Source organism: Streptomyces populi, assembly GCF_002911015.1.
GTDB lineage: Bacteria > Actinomycetota > Actinomycetes > Streptomycetales > Streptomycetaceae > Streptomyces > Streptomyces populi.
Genome location: NZ_KZ626890.1, coordinates 1 through 15400 on the forward strand (window position 1 = coordinate 1; position 15400 = coordinate 15400).

Sequence of the window (15400 nt, forward strand, 5' to 3'; positions counted from 1 at the left end):
GGTAGGCGGCGACACCGAGCCCGGACACCGCCACGAACAGCAGCGTCAGCCCGTACGAGCCGCTCACCCCGCTCAGCGCGATGCCCAGTCCGCCGAGGAGGGTGCTCAGCGGCAGCAGCCAGGGCATCGGCCGGCGGTCGGTGAGCACGCCGAACACCGGTTGCGCCACGGAGGACAGCACCGAGGCGGCGAGCACGAGGCCGGAGGCGGCGGCGTAGCCGTAAGCCCGCTCGGCGACGAAGTACGGGACGAGGGACGCCACCGCGCCCTGGTAGACGTCGACGCAGGCATGCCCGACCGACAGCAGCATGATCGATCTGTTCTTCGACACCCCACCATGGTCGTCACCGGGCGATGCGTCGTGCTTCCGATAACCTGCCAACCGATGACGCAGATCCGCCATGAGCCGATCGCACCCACCCGTGCCCAACGGCTGGCGTCCGGTGCGGAGATAGACGCCCACCGGCACGACGACCACCAGATCGTCTACGCCGGCCGTGGAGTGCTGGCCGTCACCACCGACGCGGGCTCCTGGGTCGCGCCCGGTACGCGTGCCATCTGGGTACCGGCGGGCACGGTCCACGCCCACCAGGCCCACGGCGAACTCGAACTGCATCTGGTCGGGCTTCCCCGGGACGAGAACCCGCTCGGCCTGGAGGCGCCGACGGTGCTGGCCGTCGGCCCCCTGCTGCGCGAGCTGATCCTCGCCTACACCCGCGCCCCGGACGACGACGGTCCCGAACGCCTCCGGCTCCGGGCCGTGCTGCTCGACCAGTTGCGAGCCTCGCCGCAGCAGCCCCTGCACCTGCCCATGCCGACCGCCCACCGGCTCCGGGCGCTGTGCGACATCCTGCGCGCCGATCCGGCCGACGACCGTACGCTGGCCGCGCTGGGCAGGGAGGTCGGAGCGAGCGACCGCACCCTGTCCCGGATGTTCCGGAACGACCTCGGCATGACCTTCCCGCAGTGGCGCACCCAACTGCGCCTGCACCACGCCCTGGTCCTGCTGGCCGAGGACACGCCGGTGACCACCGTGGCGCACCTGTGCGGCTGGGCGTCGGCCAGCGCGTTCATCGACGTCTTCCGCCGCGTCCTCGGCCACACCCCGGGCTCCCACCGGCCGCGGCGGTGAGCACCTCCTGATGGTCCCGACGGCCGGCCGTGGGGGGGGGCCCCCCCCCCGGGGGCCCCACCCCCACGACCGTCAGCCTCGCCCGTCCCGCGCACCGATCAGTGCGCGCGGCACCGGGGAGCGTTCACGAGGAGGCCCGCCCGGAGCGGTTGACGGCGGCCATGACCGCGTGGACGGAGGCGGTGAGCACCGAGGTGTCCCGGCCCGCGCCCCAGCAGGTGGTGTCGCCGACACGGCACTCGGCGTAGGCGACGGCGGGACTGCCCGGCCCCGTGGCGGTGGAGTGCTCGGTGTAGCCGAGGATGTCGACGGTGACGCCGATGCCGCGCAGGGCGTCGGTGAAGGCGGCCAGCGGACCGTTCCCGGTGCCGCTGCGGACGTGCTCCCGGCCGTCGGCGCGCAGCGTGCAGCTGAACAGGTGCTCGCCCGGGGCGGGTTCGGTGGTGCTCCAGGACTCCAGGGTGACCGGGCCGTCCAGGGCCGGGGTGATGTAGGTGGTGCGGAAGAGCTCGAACAGTTCCTTGTGGGTGAGCTCCTGGCCGGTGGTGTCGGTGACGTGCTGCACCGCCCGGGAGAAGTCCGGTCGCATGGCCCGGGGCAGGTCCAGGCCGTGGTGGGCCCGGAGGAGGTGCGCGATGCCGCCCTTGCCGGACTGGGAGTTGATACGGATGACCTCTTCGTACGTGCGGCCGATGTCGCCCGGGTCGATGGGCAGGTACGGCACCGCCCACGGAGCCTCCCCGGCGGGGACGCCCGCCTCGGCGGCCCGCTCGGCGTGGTGGGCCAGCCCCTTGGCGATGGCGTCCTGGTGGGTGCCGGAGAAGGCCGTGTGCACGAGGTCGCCCCCGTAGGGGTGACGGGGGTGGACCGGCAGCCGGGTGCAGTGCTCCACCACCTCGCGCACCGCGTCGATGTCGGAGAAGTCGACCATCGGGTTCACGCCCTGCGCGTACAGGTTCAGCGCCAGGGTCACCAGGTCGACGTTGCCCGTGCGCTCGCCGTTGCCGAACAGGCACCCCTCGACGCGCTGCGCGCCCGCCAGGACGGCGAGTTCGGCGCAGGCGACGCCGGTCCCGCGGTCGTTGTGCGGATGGACCGAGAGGATGACCGACGCGCGGCGCGCCAGGTGACGGTCCATGTACTCGATCTGGTCCGCGTACACGTTGGGAGTGGCGATCTCCACCGTCGCCGGCAGGTTGTGGACCACCGGCCGGTCCGGGCTCGCCTCCCACAGTTCGGTCAGGCTGTCGCACACCTCCAGGACGAAGTCCGGCTCGGTGAGGTTGAAGACCTCGGGGGAGAACTCGAACCGGATGTCGGCGCCCGGCCGCTGTTCGGCGCGGCGCATCAGATGGGTGGCGGCGTCGAGGATCAGCGCGTGGACCTCCGTACGGGAGCGGTCCAGCACCACGTCCCGCCAGGTGGGCGCGGTCGCGGTGTAGAGGTGCACGAGGGTGCGGGGAAGGCCTTCGACGGAGGCGACGGTCCGGTCGATCAGGTCCTGGCGGGCCGCGGTGAACACGGAGACGGTCACGTCGTCGGGGACGGCGCCGCTGTCGGCCAGGTGCCGCACGAAGTCGAAGTCGGTCCGGCTCGCGGAGGGGTAGCCCACCTCGATCTCCTTGAAGCCCATGGCGACCATGAGGTCGAACATGCGCCGCTTGCGTTCGGTGTCCATCGGCTCGGCCAGTGCCTGGTTGCCGTCCCGCAGGTCGACCGGAACCCACAGCGGGGCCCGTTCGAGCCGGCGCGACGGCCAGGCCCTGTCCGTCAGGGGCAGCGCGACCCGCTGGTGCACGGGCAGGTAGCGCCGGTGCGGCATCGCGCTCGGACGCTGGGGGTTCCACCTCGGCGCGTCCGCGGGGACGTCACCGGAAGGAGTGCGCAGGGTGGGGAACATCGCGCTTCGGGAAGAGGGAGCCATCGTGCGGGACTTCTTTCAGTCAGCCATCCGGAGACCGGCACAGCCCCGTACCCCGCTGCGGGGTGCCGGTCGTGTCAGACCCCGCAGCGGCGGCCGAGGAGAAGGAGCTCGCGCAGCAGCATGCGGGATACGATAGCGACAGCTCAGCTCCTCAGACAAGCTGAGGAATGAAAGGGTGAACCTCACATGTCACTAGGCGCTTTGCGGCCGTCCCCCTTGGTCGAGCAGGCCACCGACCACCTGCGCGAGCAGATCACCAGTGGCGAGTGGGCCGTGGGGACGAGGCTTCCCGGAGAGACCACCCTGGCCAAGGCCCTCGGTGTGGGGCGCTCCACCGTCCGCGAAGCCCTGCGGGCCCTGGCCGGCGCCGGGCTGGTGCAGGCACGCCAGGGGTCAGGTGTCTTCGTCATCGCGGACAAGCCCCATGAGGACTGGTCCGCCCGGCTCCGGCGGGCGGCCGTCACGGATGTCTACGAAGTCCGCGTGCTCGTCGAGGTCGAAGCCGCGCGGCTGGCGGCCCGGCGCCGCACCGAGGCCGACGTCACCGCTCTGCGGGAAGCCCTGGCCCGGCGCCGTGACGCCGGGAACGCCGGCGACGCCGAGTTCGTCAGGGCCGACATCGCCCTGCACGAAACCGTGGTCGCCGCGGCGAACAACCCGGTCCTCACCGGACTGTTCGCCGAGTTCGTACCGGTCCTGGAGCAACGGCTGCTCGATCTGGTGGAGTTGCTCGACCTGCGCTCCGGCGATCCCCACCACGGGGACGAGAGCCATGCCGCCCTGGTGGACGCCGTGGTGGCGGGAGACGCCGAGGCCGCCGCACGCGTACTGCGCGACGAGCTCGAGCAGACCCTCGCCCTTCTCCGCTCCCGGCCGGGCCGCTAGGGCGTGTCCCGGTGACCGGCGACCCGGGCGCGTCGTGCGGCGGTCCCTGCCGAGCTGCTCGCCGGGGTGCCCGGGCCGGCGGCCGCGCTGCGGCAGGTCCGAACTCCGGCGCGGTCCGAACTCCGGCGCGGTCCGAACTCCGGCACGGTCCGAACTCCGGCGCGGTCCGACCGAATCGGCCCCCGGTCTTCGGCCGCCTGCCATAGTGGGGGGATGCGCTTGATCAAATACGGCCACGCCTGTGTGCGCCTGGAGGACGGCGACCGGGTGCTGGTGATCGACCCGGGGACGTTCTCCGAGGCCGAGGCCCTCGACGGGGCCGACGAGGTGCTGGTGACGCACGAGCACCCTGACCACCTCGACGCGGGCAAGCTCGTCGCGGCGGCCCGGCGCAACTCCGCGTTCCGGGTGCACCTGCCGTCGGCGGCGGCCGAGTCGGCCCCCGAACTGGGAGGCGCGGCGGTCGCCGTCGAGGCGGGAGAGCGGTTCACCGCGGCGGGGTTCACCGTCGACGCCGTGGGCGGGACGCACGCCGAGATCTACGACGGCCTGCCCGGCTGCGCCAACCTCGGCTTCCTCGTCGACGGGAAGGTCTACCACCCGGGCGACTCGCTGTTCGTCCCGCCGTCGCCGGTGGAGACACTGCTCGTGCCGGCCGCCGCGCCCTGGCTCAAGCTCGCCGAGGCGCTGGACTTCGTGCGGGAGGTGCGGCCGAAGCGCGCGTTCCCGATTCACGATGCCACGCTCAACGAGCTGGGCCAGGAGTACTTCGACGGCTGGTTGGACTTCAAGGGCGGCACCGAGTACGCACGTGTCCCGGTCGGGGAGGCCGTGACGGTCCACTAGGACGGGTGTCGGGAACGCCGGCCGCGAGGGCGGGAGCGGCTGCTAGCGTTCGCCCACGTGAAGGACAGCGTGTACGTGGGCAACGCGGGCGAGGACGCGGCACTGGACCGAGGATGGCTCCTCGGGCACTTCAAGGACGCCGACGACCCGCGCCACAGCGAGGCCGTGGAGATCAAATGGGGTGTCCACCCCCGTGCCGACGAGCGATCGCAGTGGGTGAGGGGCGAAGAACGCACGGCTCTCCTGGTCCTCGTCAGTGGTCGCTTCCGCGTCGAACTGCCCGGCCGCAGCGTCCTTCTGGAGAAGCAGGGTGACTACGTCGTGTGGGGGCGCGGAGTCGACCACTCGTGGCTCGCGGAGGAGGAGTCGGTGGTGCTGACCGTTCGATGGCCGTCCGTGCCCGGCTACGCGGTGGCCGAGGAGGACCGGGCGCAACCGCGGACCTGACACGTGGGCGATGGCCGCGGCCACTCGCCGACGCCGGCACCGAGGACGGCCGCCCCGTGGCGTACCGCTGGTCCGTCGTGTCGCGTGGCGACGGCGCGGGTCCGAACCGCGGCGGGTCACCGCGCCACCCGGCCGCCACCGCGATCGGCATGGGCCGCCGGCCCTGTTCGGGGGCCGGGCGCGGCTCGGTGGTGAACCCGCCGCGCGAGCGCCCCGGCACCGTTGCGCCGACGGAGTCCCCCCGCGCCATGAACGAAGATGGGGGAGTGTCAGGAGAAGAGAACCAGATCGTTCTGAGCAAGCAGGACCTTCGCGAGGTCACCGCGTTCGCCGCGGCGTGCGCGGAAGTGGTGCTCGAGGTGTTCGAGGCGGATCAGCCCGGCGACTCGCGGCCCCGGGAGGCGGTCGGCGCCGCGTGGGAGTTCGCTCGGGGTGGTGAGCGGGGGAAGTCCCTGCGCGACACGGCGTGGGCGGCCCTCAGGGCGGCCAGGGGCGCGGACACCGAGGCCGCGTGCGAGGCGGCTCGGGCGGCGATGTCCGCGGCGGGCGCCGCCTATCTGCATCCGCTGGCCAAGGCGACCCAGGTCAAGCACATCCTGGGCGCGGGCGCCCACGCGGCCAGAGCCGCCGAACTGGTCGCAGGCCACGATCCGGGCACGGGTGCCGAACAGGTCGAACGGGCGCTCCGTCGCGCGACACCGGTCGTCGTGGAGGTGCTCGAACGCTTCCCGGCCGCACCGGAAGGCGGCAGACGGGTGGGGGAATTGATCCGCATGCTGGACGAGGGCCTTCGTTCGCTTCCCCCCGCCGGGCGGCTCTCGGCGTCCGGATGAACAGCCCGCGCCACCGGGTCGTCGCCGGGCGACGACGCGGATCGCCGGACAGGCCCTAGGATCGCGGGCATGGCCCTGATCATGAGTGACGTGGACCGGTTCGAGGCCGCCAGGCCCCGGCTGGAGGCTATCGCCTACCGGCTGCTCGGCTCGTCGGGCGACGCGGAGGACGCCGTGCAGGAGACGTTCCTGCGCTGGCAGGCGGCCGACGCCGACCGGATCGAGGTGCCCGAGGCCTGGCTGACCAAGGTCCTCACCAACCTCTGCCTCAACCAGCTGACCTCGGCCCGCGCACGGCGCGAGACGTACGTGGGGCGGTGGCTCCCCGAGCCGCTGCTCGCCGGGGACACGATGCTCGGCCCCGCCGACACCGCCGAGCAGCGCGAGTCCGTCTCGTACGCCGTCCTCGTCCTGCTGGAGCGCCTGTCGCCCAAGGAGCGGGCGGTGTACGTCCTGCGGGAGGCCTTCGACTACCCGCACCGGGAGATCGCCGAGATCCTGGACATCACCGAGGCGGCCGGCCAGCAGATCTACCACCGGGCCAAGAAACACGTCGCCGAGGGCAAGGCGCGCACCGAGGTCGACGAGGCCGCCGCCCGGCGGATCGTCGAGGAGTTCCTGGCGGCGGCGACCAGCGGCCGCACCGAACCCCTCGTCCGCCTGCTCACCCAGGACGCCGTCTCGGTCGGCGACGGCGGCGGCAAGATCCCGGCCCGCGCGAAGGCGTTCGAGGGCGCGCACGCGGTCGCCACCTTCCTGCGCGGCCTGTTCAAGCCGAGCGACGCCAAGCGGAAGTACGTCGGCGGCGCGCCCGACGTGTACGCCACCACCGCCAACGGCGGGCCCGCGATCGTCGCGGTCGTGGACGGCCGGGTCGTCGGGATCACCTGTCTGGAGGTCACCGCGGAGGGCATCGTGGCGGTCCGCAGCCAGGTCAACCCCGACAAACTCGTCCGCGCGACCCGGCGGTGGGCCGCGATGGACCACGGGGAGGGCCCGCTCCACACCCTCTGACGCGATGTGGCGCAGGTCACATTCTGATCCTGTCAGGAAACGCCGGGCTGCCCGGTTCAAGGGGCGACACCACGCCGGACAACGGCGGACCCGTCCAGACAGGAGCACGGACATGCTGCACCGCATCGTCGTCCTCGGAGCCGGCTACACCGGAGCCACCGCCGCCGGCCGCCTCGCCAAGCGGCTGCACCGCGAGGACGTCGCCATCACCCTCGTCAACCCCGAGCCCGACTTCGTCGAGCGCGTCCGGATGCACCAGCTCGCCACGGGCCAGGACCTCGAGCCCCGGCCGTTCGGCGAGATGTTCGCCGGTACGGGCGTGGAGCTGAAGGTCGCGAGCGTCACCGCCGTGGACGTGGACCGCAGGACGGTCTCCCTCACCGGTGCCGACGGCCCGGCCGAGCTCTCGTACGACACCCTGGTCTACGCCCTCGGCAGCGGCTGGAACGACGGGGGCGTCCCCGGTGCCGCCGCGCACGCCGACCAGGTGGCGAGCCGTTCGGGCGCCCGCCGCCTCCGCGACCGCCTCGGCGCCCTCGGCGCCGGCGAGCCCGTGGTCGTCGTGGGCGGCGGCCTGACCGGCCTGGAGGCCGCCACCGAGATCGCCGAGGCCCGTCCGGACCTCGACGTCTCCCTGGCCGCCCACGGCGCCCTCGGCGACTGGCTCTCCGCGAAGGGCCGCGCCCACCTGCGGAAGGTGACCGACCGGCTCGGCATCGAGGTCCGTGAGCACACGACGGTCACCGCCGTGGCGGCGGACGGTGTGACGACCGCCGACGGCCGGACCGTCCCCGCCGCGGTCACCGTCTGGACCACCGGCTTCGCCGTCCACCCGATCGCCGGGGCCACCACCCTGGAGGTCACCGAGCACGGCCGGATCGTGGTCGACACCACGATGCGCTCGGTCTCCCACCCGGACGTGTACGCCGTGGGCGACGCCGCGATGGCCGTCGGTCCCCAGGGCAAGCCCCTGCGCATGTCCTGCGCCTCGGGCGTCCCCATGGCCTGGCAGGCCGCCGACGCCATCGCCGCCCGGCTCGCCGGCACCAAGGTCCCCCACGTCTCCATCCGCTACTTCCAGCAGTGCGTCTCCCTCGGCCGGAAGGACGGCCTGATCCAGTTCGTCACCGCCGACGACCGGGCCGTCGACCGCGCCCTGACGGGCCGCACGGCCGCCCTCTACAAGGAGCTGATCTGCAAGGGCGCGGCCTGGGGCGTCGCCAACCCGACGATGGGCCTGCCGTCCCGGCGTCGGCGGGTCGTGCGGCAGGGGACCCAGGACCCCGCCCGGGCGGAGGTGACCGCCTGACCCCGCCCGGGGATCCGGCGTCACGCGAGTACGCCGGAAGGCGGCGAGCAGATGTGCGCTCGCCGCCTTCCGAGGTTGTCTCAGGCCTGCACGAGCACCGTGCACCAGACCTCGGTATCGTCCAGGAACTGCTCGAGGACCACCAGGCCGCGATCGAGCGCTACCGGCAGGCGCTGGCGCTGTACCGGCGGACGGACCACACGTTCGGAGAGGCCGGCACCCTCGGGAACATGGGCATCGTCCTGGCGAGACTGGGCGACCACCCGGCCGCGGCCGAACGTTTCGAGCGGGCCCGCGCGCTCTTCCGGCGGCTCGGACACACCGGCGGAGAAGCCCACGCGCCGTCCAACCTGGGGAACGCGCGCTGCCGTCAGGGCCCTCCCCCCGTGCGGAGGAGACGCGCAAGATGCTCCTCTCCATGACGGCCGCGCAGCCCGGCCCGCGGAGCCGGGGACGAGGGCGGGACGCCGGGGCGGAGCGGTGAGGGTGTGGGGTCCGCTCAGTTCTTCCGTGCCGTCACCAGGGCGAAGGAGAGCAGCTTCCCGCCGTCCTCCGTGAGCATGTCGATGACGGGCCGGTTCGCGCTCCGGCCGTCCGGATGGTGCTCGGCCCCGGCCCGGGCCCACAACAGCCAGTCCTTCCAGGCGTCCCGCTGCAGCCGCGCGGACGTGACCTCCACCAGTTCGGTGATCTCCCACTGGAAACGCCACCAGTCCGCGGTGTGCCAGGCGATCGCCTCCCAGCCGACCACCTCCTTGATGTGGGGCGGGATCGCCCCGAGCTCACGGATCTCCCGGGTCAACGCGGGCGTCGCGATGCCCAGTTGTCCGCCGGGCCGGAGGAACCGCACCAGGTGGGGCAGATAGCTGTCCGCCGTACCGAAGTACTCGAAGGCGTCCACGCTCACGACGGCGTCGAAGCTCTCCTCCTCGAACGGCAGGGCGTGCGCCTCCGCCCGTACGGCCCGCACCCGGTCGCCGACACCCGCCTCGGCGAACACGGCCGCCGCCTCCTCGGGAGCGATCCACCAGTCGGCCGCGACGACCTGGACGCCGTACTCGCGGGCCAGGAACACCGATGTGGCCCCCTTGCCGGAGCCGAGGTCGAGGACCCGCGTTCCCGGGCGCAGGTCGAGGTTCCGGCCCAGGTCCTCCAGCAGCCACAACGGGTTGGGCCCCATGTCGAGACCGAGCAGCCAGGCGGGGTCGTAGCGGGAGGAGCGTGGATAGCGGTCCGGGCGTACGAGATCACTCAGGACGGTCACGAGCACGAACCCAAGCCGATCGTCCGTCCGGGCGCAACCAGATTTTCTGAGGAGCCGTCATGCCTGCTTCCCCGGAGGGCGGTTGGGCGCTGCGCGCTCCAGACAGCCCGCCGCGCCCGGCCATGAGGCGGCGGGCGCGGCGGGCTGTGGCGGAGAGAGCAGGATTCGAACCTGCGTGGGGCGAAACCCCTGATCGGAGGTGTCTCCGATCCCCATTGGGCCGCTATGGGAATCTCTCCAGTCGCCCTCGGTGGGTGACGTATGAAGCATGGCAGCTTCGGCTTGCACGGCGCTGAGACGGGGGTCTCAGCCGTATCCGGCAGGAGCCCGCGGCGCCGGGCCGGCCCCGGCCGCCCGGCGCCGCGAGCGGTCAGCGGCCGTCCCGTGGCCGACGGATCACGTCCACCGTCCGGATCCGACCCCGGTGGCTCCGGTGAGGAGTTGCTCGCGCAGCAGCGTGCGCCGGATCTTCCAGGTCGCGGTGCGCGGGAACTCCTCCCAGCGGATCCGGAGCGGGGCGGCCATCGTGGGCAGGTCCGCCGTGGCCCGACGCCACTGCCCGGGTTCGAGGGAGGTCCCCTCCCGCAGACTGAGCACCGGCTGGGGGTGGGCGCCCCGGACGGCGAGCACGACCACCTCGGTGATCTGCGGCAGCCGGTCGAGCAGCACGTCCTCGATCTCCAGCGCGCTGGCACCGGGGATCCGGTCGACCTCGCGGTCGATCAGCCGGACCGCTCCCCACCGGCCGACGACCGCCATGTCGCCGAGGTTCCACCAGGGGCCCTCGCACTTCGCGGTGTGCCGTTCCTGTTCTCCGACGTAGCCGAGGCAGCGGCCGGGTGCCGAGAACTGGATCAGACCCACCTGCCCGGCCGGTACCGGGTCACCGCTCTCCGGCGCGACCGCGCGCACCTTCCCGAACCCCGGTACCGGCCATCCCAGGTTCTGGGTCGGCGGTGGACGACGGCCCCGTCGCCTCACCGATCCCCGCAGATAGGGGCGGATGGCGACGGCACCGGCCTCGGTCTGGCTCCACGACTGGACCCAGACGGGCAGCCGGCGGTCGGTGGCCGCGAGGAAGGTCCGTACGGTGCGCGTGTGGATGGCGTCGAAGGAGTTGATGAACAGCCGGACGTCGCGGAACGGCCGGCGCGGGTCACGGGCCAGGTCCTCCCAGGCCAGGAACGCGTTCGGCAGGGTCTCGACGAGCGTGGGGGCGTGCTCGGCCAACAGGGCGTGCGCGGCGGGTGATTCCGGGTCGGACAGCATCAGCAGTTTCGGCCCGACGGTGGTCAGGGGCAGCAGTCCGGTGATGACCCGCTGGTGCGAGTACGGGTGGCAGAAGGCCACCGTGTCGTTCCCGCGCAGCCGGACGACCGGCCACCGCTCGGTCTCGACCAGACCCAGGGAGTAGAGGGACCGGGCCGAGTGCAGCACCAGCTTGGGTGTCCCCGTCGTGCCCGACGTATGGGTGATGACCATCGGTTCGTGCGGCTCGCGCATGCCGACCGGGGGCGCCGGTCCGCCGGCCAGGTCGGTGAAGGCCCGTACACCGGACCGGTCCGGGCCGGGGGCGTCCACACAGGCCGTGCCTTCCGTCAGCCGGGCCAGGCCTTCCCCGTCGAGGGCCAGCCGTTCCAGGACCCGCCGGTCCGCCACCAGGAAGGGGCGCTCCAGCCGTCGGAGGAGGACGATGAGCGTCTCGGCGGGATGGTTGTCGGTGATCAGCGCGGGAACCGCGCCGATCCGGGCGGCGGCCGAGGCGAGCAGGGCCACGTCGAGATGGTTGCGCTTGATGACGGCGACCCGGTCCCACGGGCGTACCCCCAGCGCGTACAGCCGTGCGGCCAGGTCGTCCACCAGGGACGCCCACTGCGCGTAGCTGCGTTCCAGCGGGCCCCGCGGGTCGACGTCCGGCGCGCGGTCGACGATCACCGGGCCGTACCTGCCGTGCCGCGCGGCGAGGTGCCAGACCTCGCCGATGCGCCCGGTGCGCGGCAGCCGGGAGAAGGGGCTGAGCCGGCGCCGGAACCGGGTCGGGGCGCAGTCGTCCAGGAACGCCGGCCGTGGTCTTCCGCTCCGGCCGGCCGGGGAGGGCGTCGGGTTCATGGGCACCGCCTGGGTGGGAGGTGGGTGGTGGAGACCGGGACCGGGGGAGAGGGGCGCCGGGCGAGGGGTGCGGGGGATTCCACGGACGGTGCCTCAGGAGTCCGCGGCACCCAGCGCGATGCTCTCCTCGACCTCGGCCGTCCGGGCGAGCGTCTCCCGCCGCTCCCTGTCGAGCTCGTCGGCCTGCATCTCGTCGGACTCCATGAGCTTGACCAGGTCGCTGTTGGCCATGTCCAGGACGCCCATGGCGTCGTAGGCGTTCCGGACGGCGGGGCTCCACAGGCCGATGTCCCTGACACAGGGCACGATCCGCGCGAAGAGGAGTGACCGGAAGGCGCGCATGCGCGGCCCCCGGTTCATGTACTCCATGCACTCCTTCATGTCGAAGCCGAGGTTCTCCCACACCTCCTGCATGCGGAACCGGTCCCGCATCAGATGGCAGCCCTCGATGACGAACTCCTCGCGCTCGGCTATCTCCGCGCTCGACAGCTCGGCGTAGTAGTCGCGCAGCGCCAGCCTGCCGAACGCCACGTGACGTGCTTCGTCCTGCATCACGTACGCCAGGATCTGCTTGGGCAGCGGTTTGTCGGTCCGGTCCCGCAGGATTCCGAAGGCCGCCAGGGCGAGTCCCTCGATGAGCACCTGCATGCCCAGGTAGGGCAGGTCCCAGCGCGCGTCGTTGAGGGCGTCCTCCAGGAGGGACTTGAGGTGCGGGTTGATCGGATAGGACAGGCCGATCTTCTCGTCGAGGAAGCGGGTGAATATCTCGGCGTGCCGGGCCTCGTCCATCACCTGGGTGGCGGCGTAGAACTTGGAGTCGATGTCGGGGACCGACTGGACGATGCGGGCGGAGCAGATCATCGCGCCCTGCTCCCCGTGCAGGAACTGGCTGAACTCCCAGGCCGCCATGTGCTGCCGCATCTCCTGGCGCTCCCGCTCGTTCAGTTTCGCGTACTGCCGCGACCCGTACAGCGCCAGCGTCTTCTCCGGGGTGCCCAGGGCGTCGTAGGGGTCGACGGGGAGGGACCAGTCGATGCGCCGGGCGCTGTCCCACTGCTTGTCCTTGCCCTTCTGGTAGAGACTGAGCAGTCGTTCGCGCCCCGAGTCGTATTCCCAGGTGAAGAAGTTGTCGCCGGCTGCGGGAAACGTCCAGCTCGTGTTCCCCGGCGTCCCGTCGGTGACGTTCATGACCAGCCCTTCGTGTTCGGATCTCCCCCGGCCCCGCTCATGTGCTCGGTGGAGCGAGGACGGGAAGGATGTCGGGCAGTACCTCTATCGTGTAGCGATCGGCGTCGGCGGCGGGGAGTTCACCGTCGTGCTCGAAGGTCAGGGGCTCGCCGTCGGTGCGTTCGAGGGTGATGCGACGACCTCTCGCGTAGACGCATTCGGGGCGCTCCAGATGGCTGCCGTCCGCCGTCAGACCGGGCAGGGCCGCGGGGTCCAGTTCGCCGCCCACGACACACACGTCCAGCAGGCCGTCGTCGAGTTCGGAACGCGGCAGCACCTTGAACTGCCCACCGCGATAACGGCCTCCGCCGACGTTGGCCAGTACCGCCGTCCCCTCGTGGACGACGACCCCGTCGACGGTCACCCGGCCCGGATACGGGCGGAAGGTCCGCAGGGTCTGGGCCACGGCCTGCCGGTAGCGCTCACGGCCGGGCACCTCGGGGAGCCGTCCCGCGGTCACCAGGGCTTCCGCGACCAGACCGGAGCACGCCCCGAGGAGCACCAGGGTGTCCAGTTCGACGATCCGGGCCATGTCGACCCCCCGGATCCGGGGGCGCTCCGTCGCGAGCGCCGTCCGCAGGACCTGTTGCCAGGGGTGGTCCGACCAGATCTCCCGGTAGAAGGAATTGCCGGTCCCGGCGGGGAGGTTGAGCATGGCGCCGCTGTTCGCGCCGGGGCCGTGGGGGCTCCGCGACCGGGCGCGGGCGATCCCGGACGCGACGGCGCGCGTGGTGCCGTCGCCGCCCAGGACCACGATCGCGTCGACACCGCTCTCGTGGGCCTTCGCGGCCGCGTCCTCCGTCTCGTCCGGGTCCCGCGCCGTGACCAGGGCCAGATCGTCCGCCCAGGAACGGCAGTGGCGCGTCACCTCGTCGACGAGGGCCGCGTCCACCGAGCCCGCCGCCGGGTTCACTATGACCAGTACCGTCCGGGCCCATCGCGGTGCGGCCATGTCACCACTCGCTTCCCTCGCCGTGGAAACCCTCGGGCAAGGAACACTCGCAGCCCGCGCTGGCACGCCGCTGAAACCGTGGTGCCAGCGACCCGGTCCGCCCGGCGGGTTCAGTGGTGGGAGGAGCGGAGCAGCAGGGCTTCGCCGAGGCCGGCCCCACCGCGGACACCGGCCGCCCCCAGGCCGCCGCCACGACGTCGCAGGGAGTGCGCCAGGTGCAGCACGATGCGCGCCCCCGACGCGCCGGCCGGGTGCCCGAGGGCGACGGCTCCGCCGTGCGGATCGATCCGGTTCGTCCCCGCGCACAGCACGCTCATCGCCCGGACCACCACGGCCGCGAACGACTCGTCGACCTCGATGAGATCGAGGTCGCGCACCTTCAGTCCGAGAGGCGCGAGGGCCTTGCGGATGGCCAGGGAGGGCTGAAGGTGCAGGGCGTCCGCCCGGCCCGAGACCGCGCCGTGTCCGACGACCTCGGCGAGCCAGTCCAGACCCCGTTCCTCGGCCAGCGAGCGGCGCATCATCACCACGGCGGCCGCCCCGTCGGCGGCCGTGACCGTGCCGTTGGGGAGGTACGGGACGCCGGCCGCGGCCGGCGTCTCGGCGCCGAAGCCGTGGCGGACGCCCCCGTCGCGGCCGACGGTGTCCCGGCCGGTGCGGCCGGGCAGCGCGACCGGGGCGGTCTCCTCGCGGAAGAGGCCCGCGAGCCGGGCGCCGACGGCGCGCTCGTGGGACAGCGCGGCGGCCTCGGCCCGGGCACGCCGGTCCGGCTTCGGCGGCCGGCGGCGCGGGAGCCGGAAGCGAGGCGTCGTCCGCTCGTCCGGATCCCGCCGGGAGGCGGTCGTCGACTCCACGCCGCCCGCGACGACGATGTCACGGGCGCCCGACCGGATGAGCCGGTCCGCCACGGCGATGGTGTTCAGACCGGACAGGGACGTCCGTCCGACGACCAGTAGGGGCACCTCAGGAGGGATGCCCGCGCCCGCCACCGCCGTCCGCGCCGAGCGGTCGTCGCCGACGTCGGCCGACGCGTGCCCGAGGAGGACCTGATCGACCTCGTCGCCCCGTACCCGCGCCCGTTCCAGGGCGGCTCGCACGGCCACCGCGCCGAGCTGTGCGGCCGACAGCGCCCGCCGACAGCCGAACGGCCGGCCCAGAGGCGTACGGGCGCCCGCCAGGACAACTGATTCGATCACTGGATTCCCTCCTCGAGGTGTACCGGACGATCAGGAACGCTCCGCGCGACAGTTCGTGCGCCGCCGGGAACGACCCGTTCCGGGAACCCTGGCGCGGTCACCGGGGGTTGCGCCAGCGACTTCCCGTCATCAACTTCCTTCCTGGCGGCACCCGGTCCGGCGGGGAATGTTGGTGACCGAAATTTGCCAGACAGCACCGTGCGGGCCCGCGAGGATTGCATCGCTTCGACACATCGTGGGAGGACGTGCGCCGACGGCGCGC

General features: G+C 72.7%; 14 protein-coding genes, 1 tRNA gene and 1 pseudogene. 7 read left to right on the forward strand and 9 right to left on the reverse strand.

All coding sequences use genetic code 11. The annotated features are described in order from the left end of the window. Positions 1-331: pseudogene (locus tag CW362_RS24405) on the reverse strand (MFS transporter); the annotation flags it as partial. Between the two features lie 54 nt (positions 332-385). Between CW362_RS24405 and CW362_RS24410 the strand changes: the two are divergent. Then, complete coding sequence (locus tag CW362_RS24410) at positions 386-1132, forward strand: AraC family transcriptional regulator (RefSeq protein WP_103551668.1); 747 nt, start codon at positions 386-388, stop codon at positions 1130-1132. Between the two features lie 124 nt (positions 1133-1256). Here CW362_RS24410 and leuA read toward each other — a convergent pair whose 3' ends face one another. Continuing rightward, a complete protein-coding gene (leuA, locus tag CW362_RS24415; RefSeq protein ID WP_103551669.1) occupies positions 1257-3056 on the reverse strand; it encodes a 2-isopropylmalate synthase in 1800 nt (599 codons plus the stop codon). Between the two features lie 186 nt (positions 3057-3242). On the opposite strand from leuA, the gene CW362_RS24420 reads away from it, so the two are divergent. From CW362_RS24420 to CW362_RS24445, 6 genes are all read left to right on the forward strand, one after another. Further along, a complete protein-coding gene (locus CW362_RS24420; RefSeq protein ID WP_103551670.1) occupies positions 3243-3941 on the forward strand; it encodes a FadR/GntR family transcriptional regulator in 699 nt (232 codons plus the stop codon). A gap of 213 nt (positions 3942-4154) precedes the next feature. Beyond that, a complete protein-coding gene (locus CW362_RS24425) occupies positions 4155-4787 on the forward strand; it encodes an MBL fold metallo-hydrolase (protein WP_103551671.1) in 633 nt (210 codons plus the stop codon). Positions 4788-4844: 57 nt separating this feature from the next. Next, positions 4845-5234, forward strand: a complete 390-nt coding sequence (locus CW362_RS24430) for a cupin domain-containing protein (protein ID WP_103551672.1) — start codon at positions 4845-4847, stop codon at positions 5232-5234. Between the two features lie 266 nt (positions 5235-5500). Beyond that, on the forward strand, positions 5501-6067 hold the full coding sequence (locus CW362_RS24435) for a putative immunity protein (protein ID WP_240658005.1): 567 nt from the start codon (positions 5501-5503) through the stop codon (positions 6065-6067). A gap of 69 nt (positions 6068-6136) precedes the next feature. Then, a complete protein-coding gene (locus CW362_RS24440) occupies positions 6137-7081 on the forward strand; it encodes an RNA polymerase sigma-70 factor (RefSeq protein WP_103551673.1) in 945 nt (314 codons plus the stop codon). A 112-nt stretch (positions 7082-7193) separates the two neighbouring features. Next, positions 7194-8390, forward strand: coding sequence for an NAD(P)/FAD-dependent oxidoreductase (locus CW362_RS24445; protein ID WP_103551674.1), 1197 nt, complete (start codon positions 7194-7196; stop codon positions 8388-8390). Positions 8391-8470: 80 nt separating this feature from the next. On the opposite strand, the gene CW362_RS44735 is transcribed toward CW362_RS24445, so the two are convergent. The 7 genes from CW362_RS44735 to CW362_RS24475 all read right to left on the reverse strand — a co-directional run bounded on the left by CW362_RS44735 (position 8471) and on the right by CW362_RS24475 (position 15138). Then, a complete protein-coding gene (locus tag CW362_RS44735) occupies positions 8471-8728 on the reverse strand; it encodes a hypothetical protein (RefSeq protein WP_240658007.1) in 258 nt (85 codons plus the stop codon). Positions 8729-8889: 161 nt separating this feature from the next. Next, positions 8890-9654, reverse strand: coding sequence for an SAM-dependent methyltransferase (locus CW362_RS24455; RefSeq protein ID WP_206301050.1), 765 nt, complete (start codon positions 9652-9654; stop codon positions 8890-8892). Between the two features lie 147 nt (positions 9655-9801). Then, a tRNA-OTHER gene (locus tag CW362_RS43445) sits at positions 9802-9893 on the reverse strand. 157 nt (positions 9894-10050) lie between these two features. Beyond that, on the reverse strand, positions 10051-11763 hold the full coding sequence (locus CW362_RS24460) for a class I adenylate-forming enzyme family protein (protein ID WP_103551676.1): 1713 nt from the start codon (positions 11761-11763) through the stop codon (positions 10051-10053). A 93-nt stretch (positions 11764-11856) separates the two neighbouring features. Beyond that, entirely contained in the window at positions 11857-12951 is a 1095-nt protein-coding gene (locus tag CW362_RS24465; RefSeq protein WP_103551677.1) for a ferritin-like domain-containing protein, read from the reverse strand. A gap of 37 nt (positions 12952-12988) precedes the next feature. Continuing rightward, positions 12989-13942: a diacylglycerol/lipid kinase family protein gene (locus tag CW362_RS24470; protein ID WP_206301046.1), complete on the reverse strand. Its 954-nt coding sequence runs from the start codon at positions 13940-13942 to the stop codon at positions 12989-12991. 110 nt (positions 13943-14052) lie between these two features. Beyond that, positions 14053-15138: a thiolase family protein gene (locus tag CW362_RS24475; protein WP_103551678.1), complete on the reverse strand. Its 1086-nt coding sequence runs from the start codon at positions 15136-15138 to the stop codon at positions 14053-14055. Between the last annotated feature and the right edge of the window lie 262 nt (positions 15139-15400).

Bases quoted from the DNA above. Each gene is read 5' to 3' on its own strand.
- CW362_RS24410 (WP_103551668.1), top strand. From the start codon at position 386: ATGACGCAGATCCGCCATGAGCCGATCGCACCCACCCGTGCCCAACGG.
- CW362_RS24425 (WP_103551671.1), top strand. From the start codon at position 4,155: ATGCGCTTGATCAAATACGGCCACGCCTGTGTGCGCCTGGAGGACGGC.
- leuA (WP_103551669.1), bottom strand. From the start codon at position 3,056: ATGGCTCCCTCTTCCCGAAGCGCGATGTTCCCCACCCTGCGCACTCCT.
- CW362_RS24420 (WP_103551670.1), top strand. From the start codon at position 3,243: ATGTCACTAGGCGCTTTGCGGCCGTCCCCCTTGGTCGAGCAGGCCACC.
- CW362_RS24470 (WP_206301046.1), bottom strand. From the start codon at position 13,942: ATGGCCGCACCGCGATGGGCCCGGACGGTACTGGTCATAGTGAACCCG.
- CW362_RS24460 (WP_103551676.1), bottom strand. From the start codon at position 11,763: ATGAACCCGACGCCCTCCCCGGCCGGCCGGAGCGGAAGACCACGGCCG.
- CW362_RS24445 (WP_103551674.1), top strand. From the start codon at position 7,194: ATGCTGCACCGCATCGTCGTCCTCGGAGCCGGCTACACCGGAGCCACC.
- CW362_RS24440 (WP_103551673.1), top strand. From the start codon at position 6,137: ATGGCCCTGATCATGAGTGACGTGGACCGGTTCGAGGCCGCCAGGCCC.
- CW362_RS24465 (WP_103551677.1), bottom strand. From the start codon at position 12,951: ATGAACGTCACCGACGGGACGCCGGGGAACACGAGCTGGACGTTTCCC.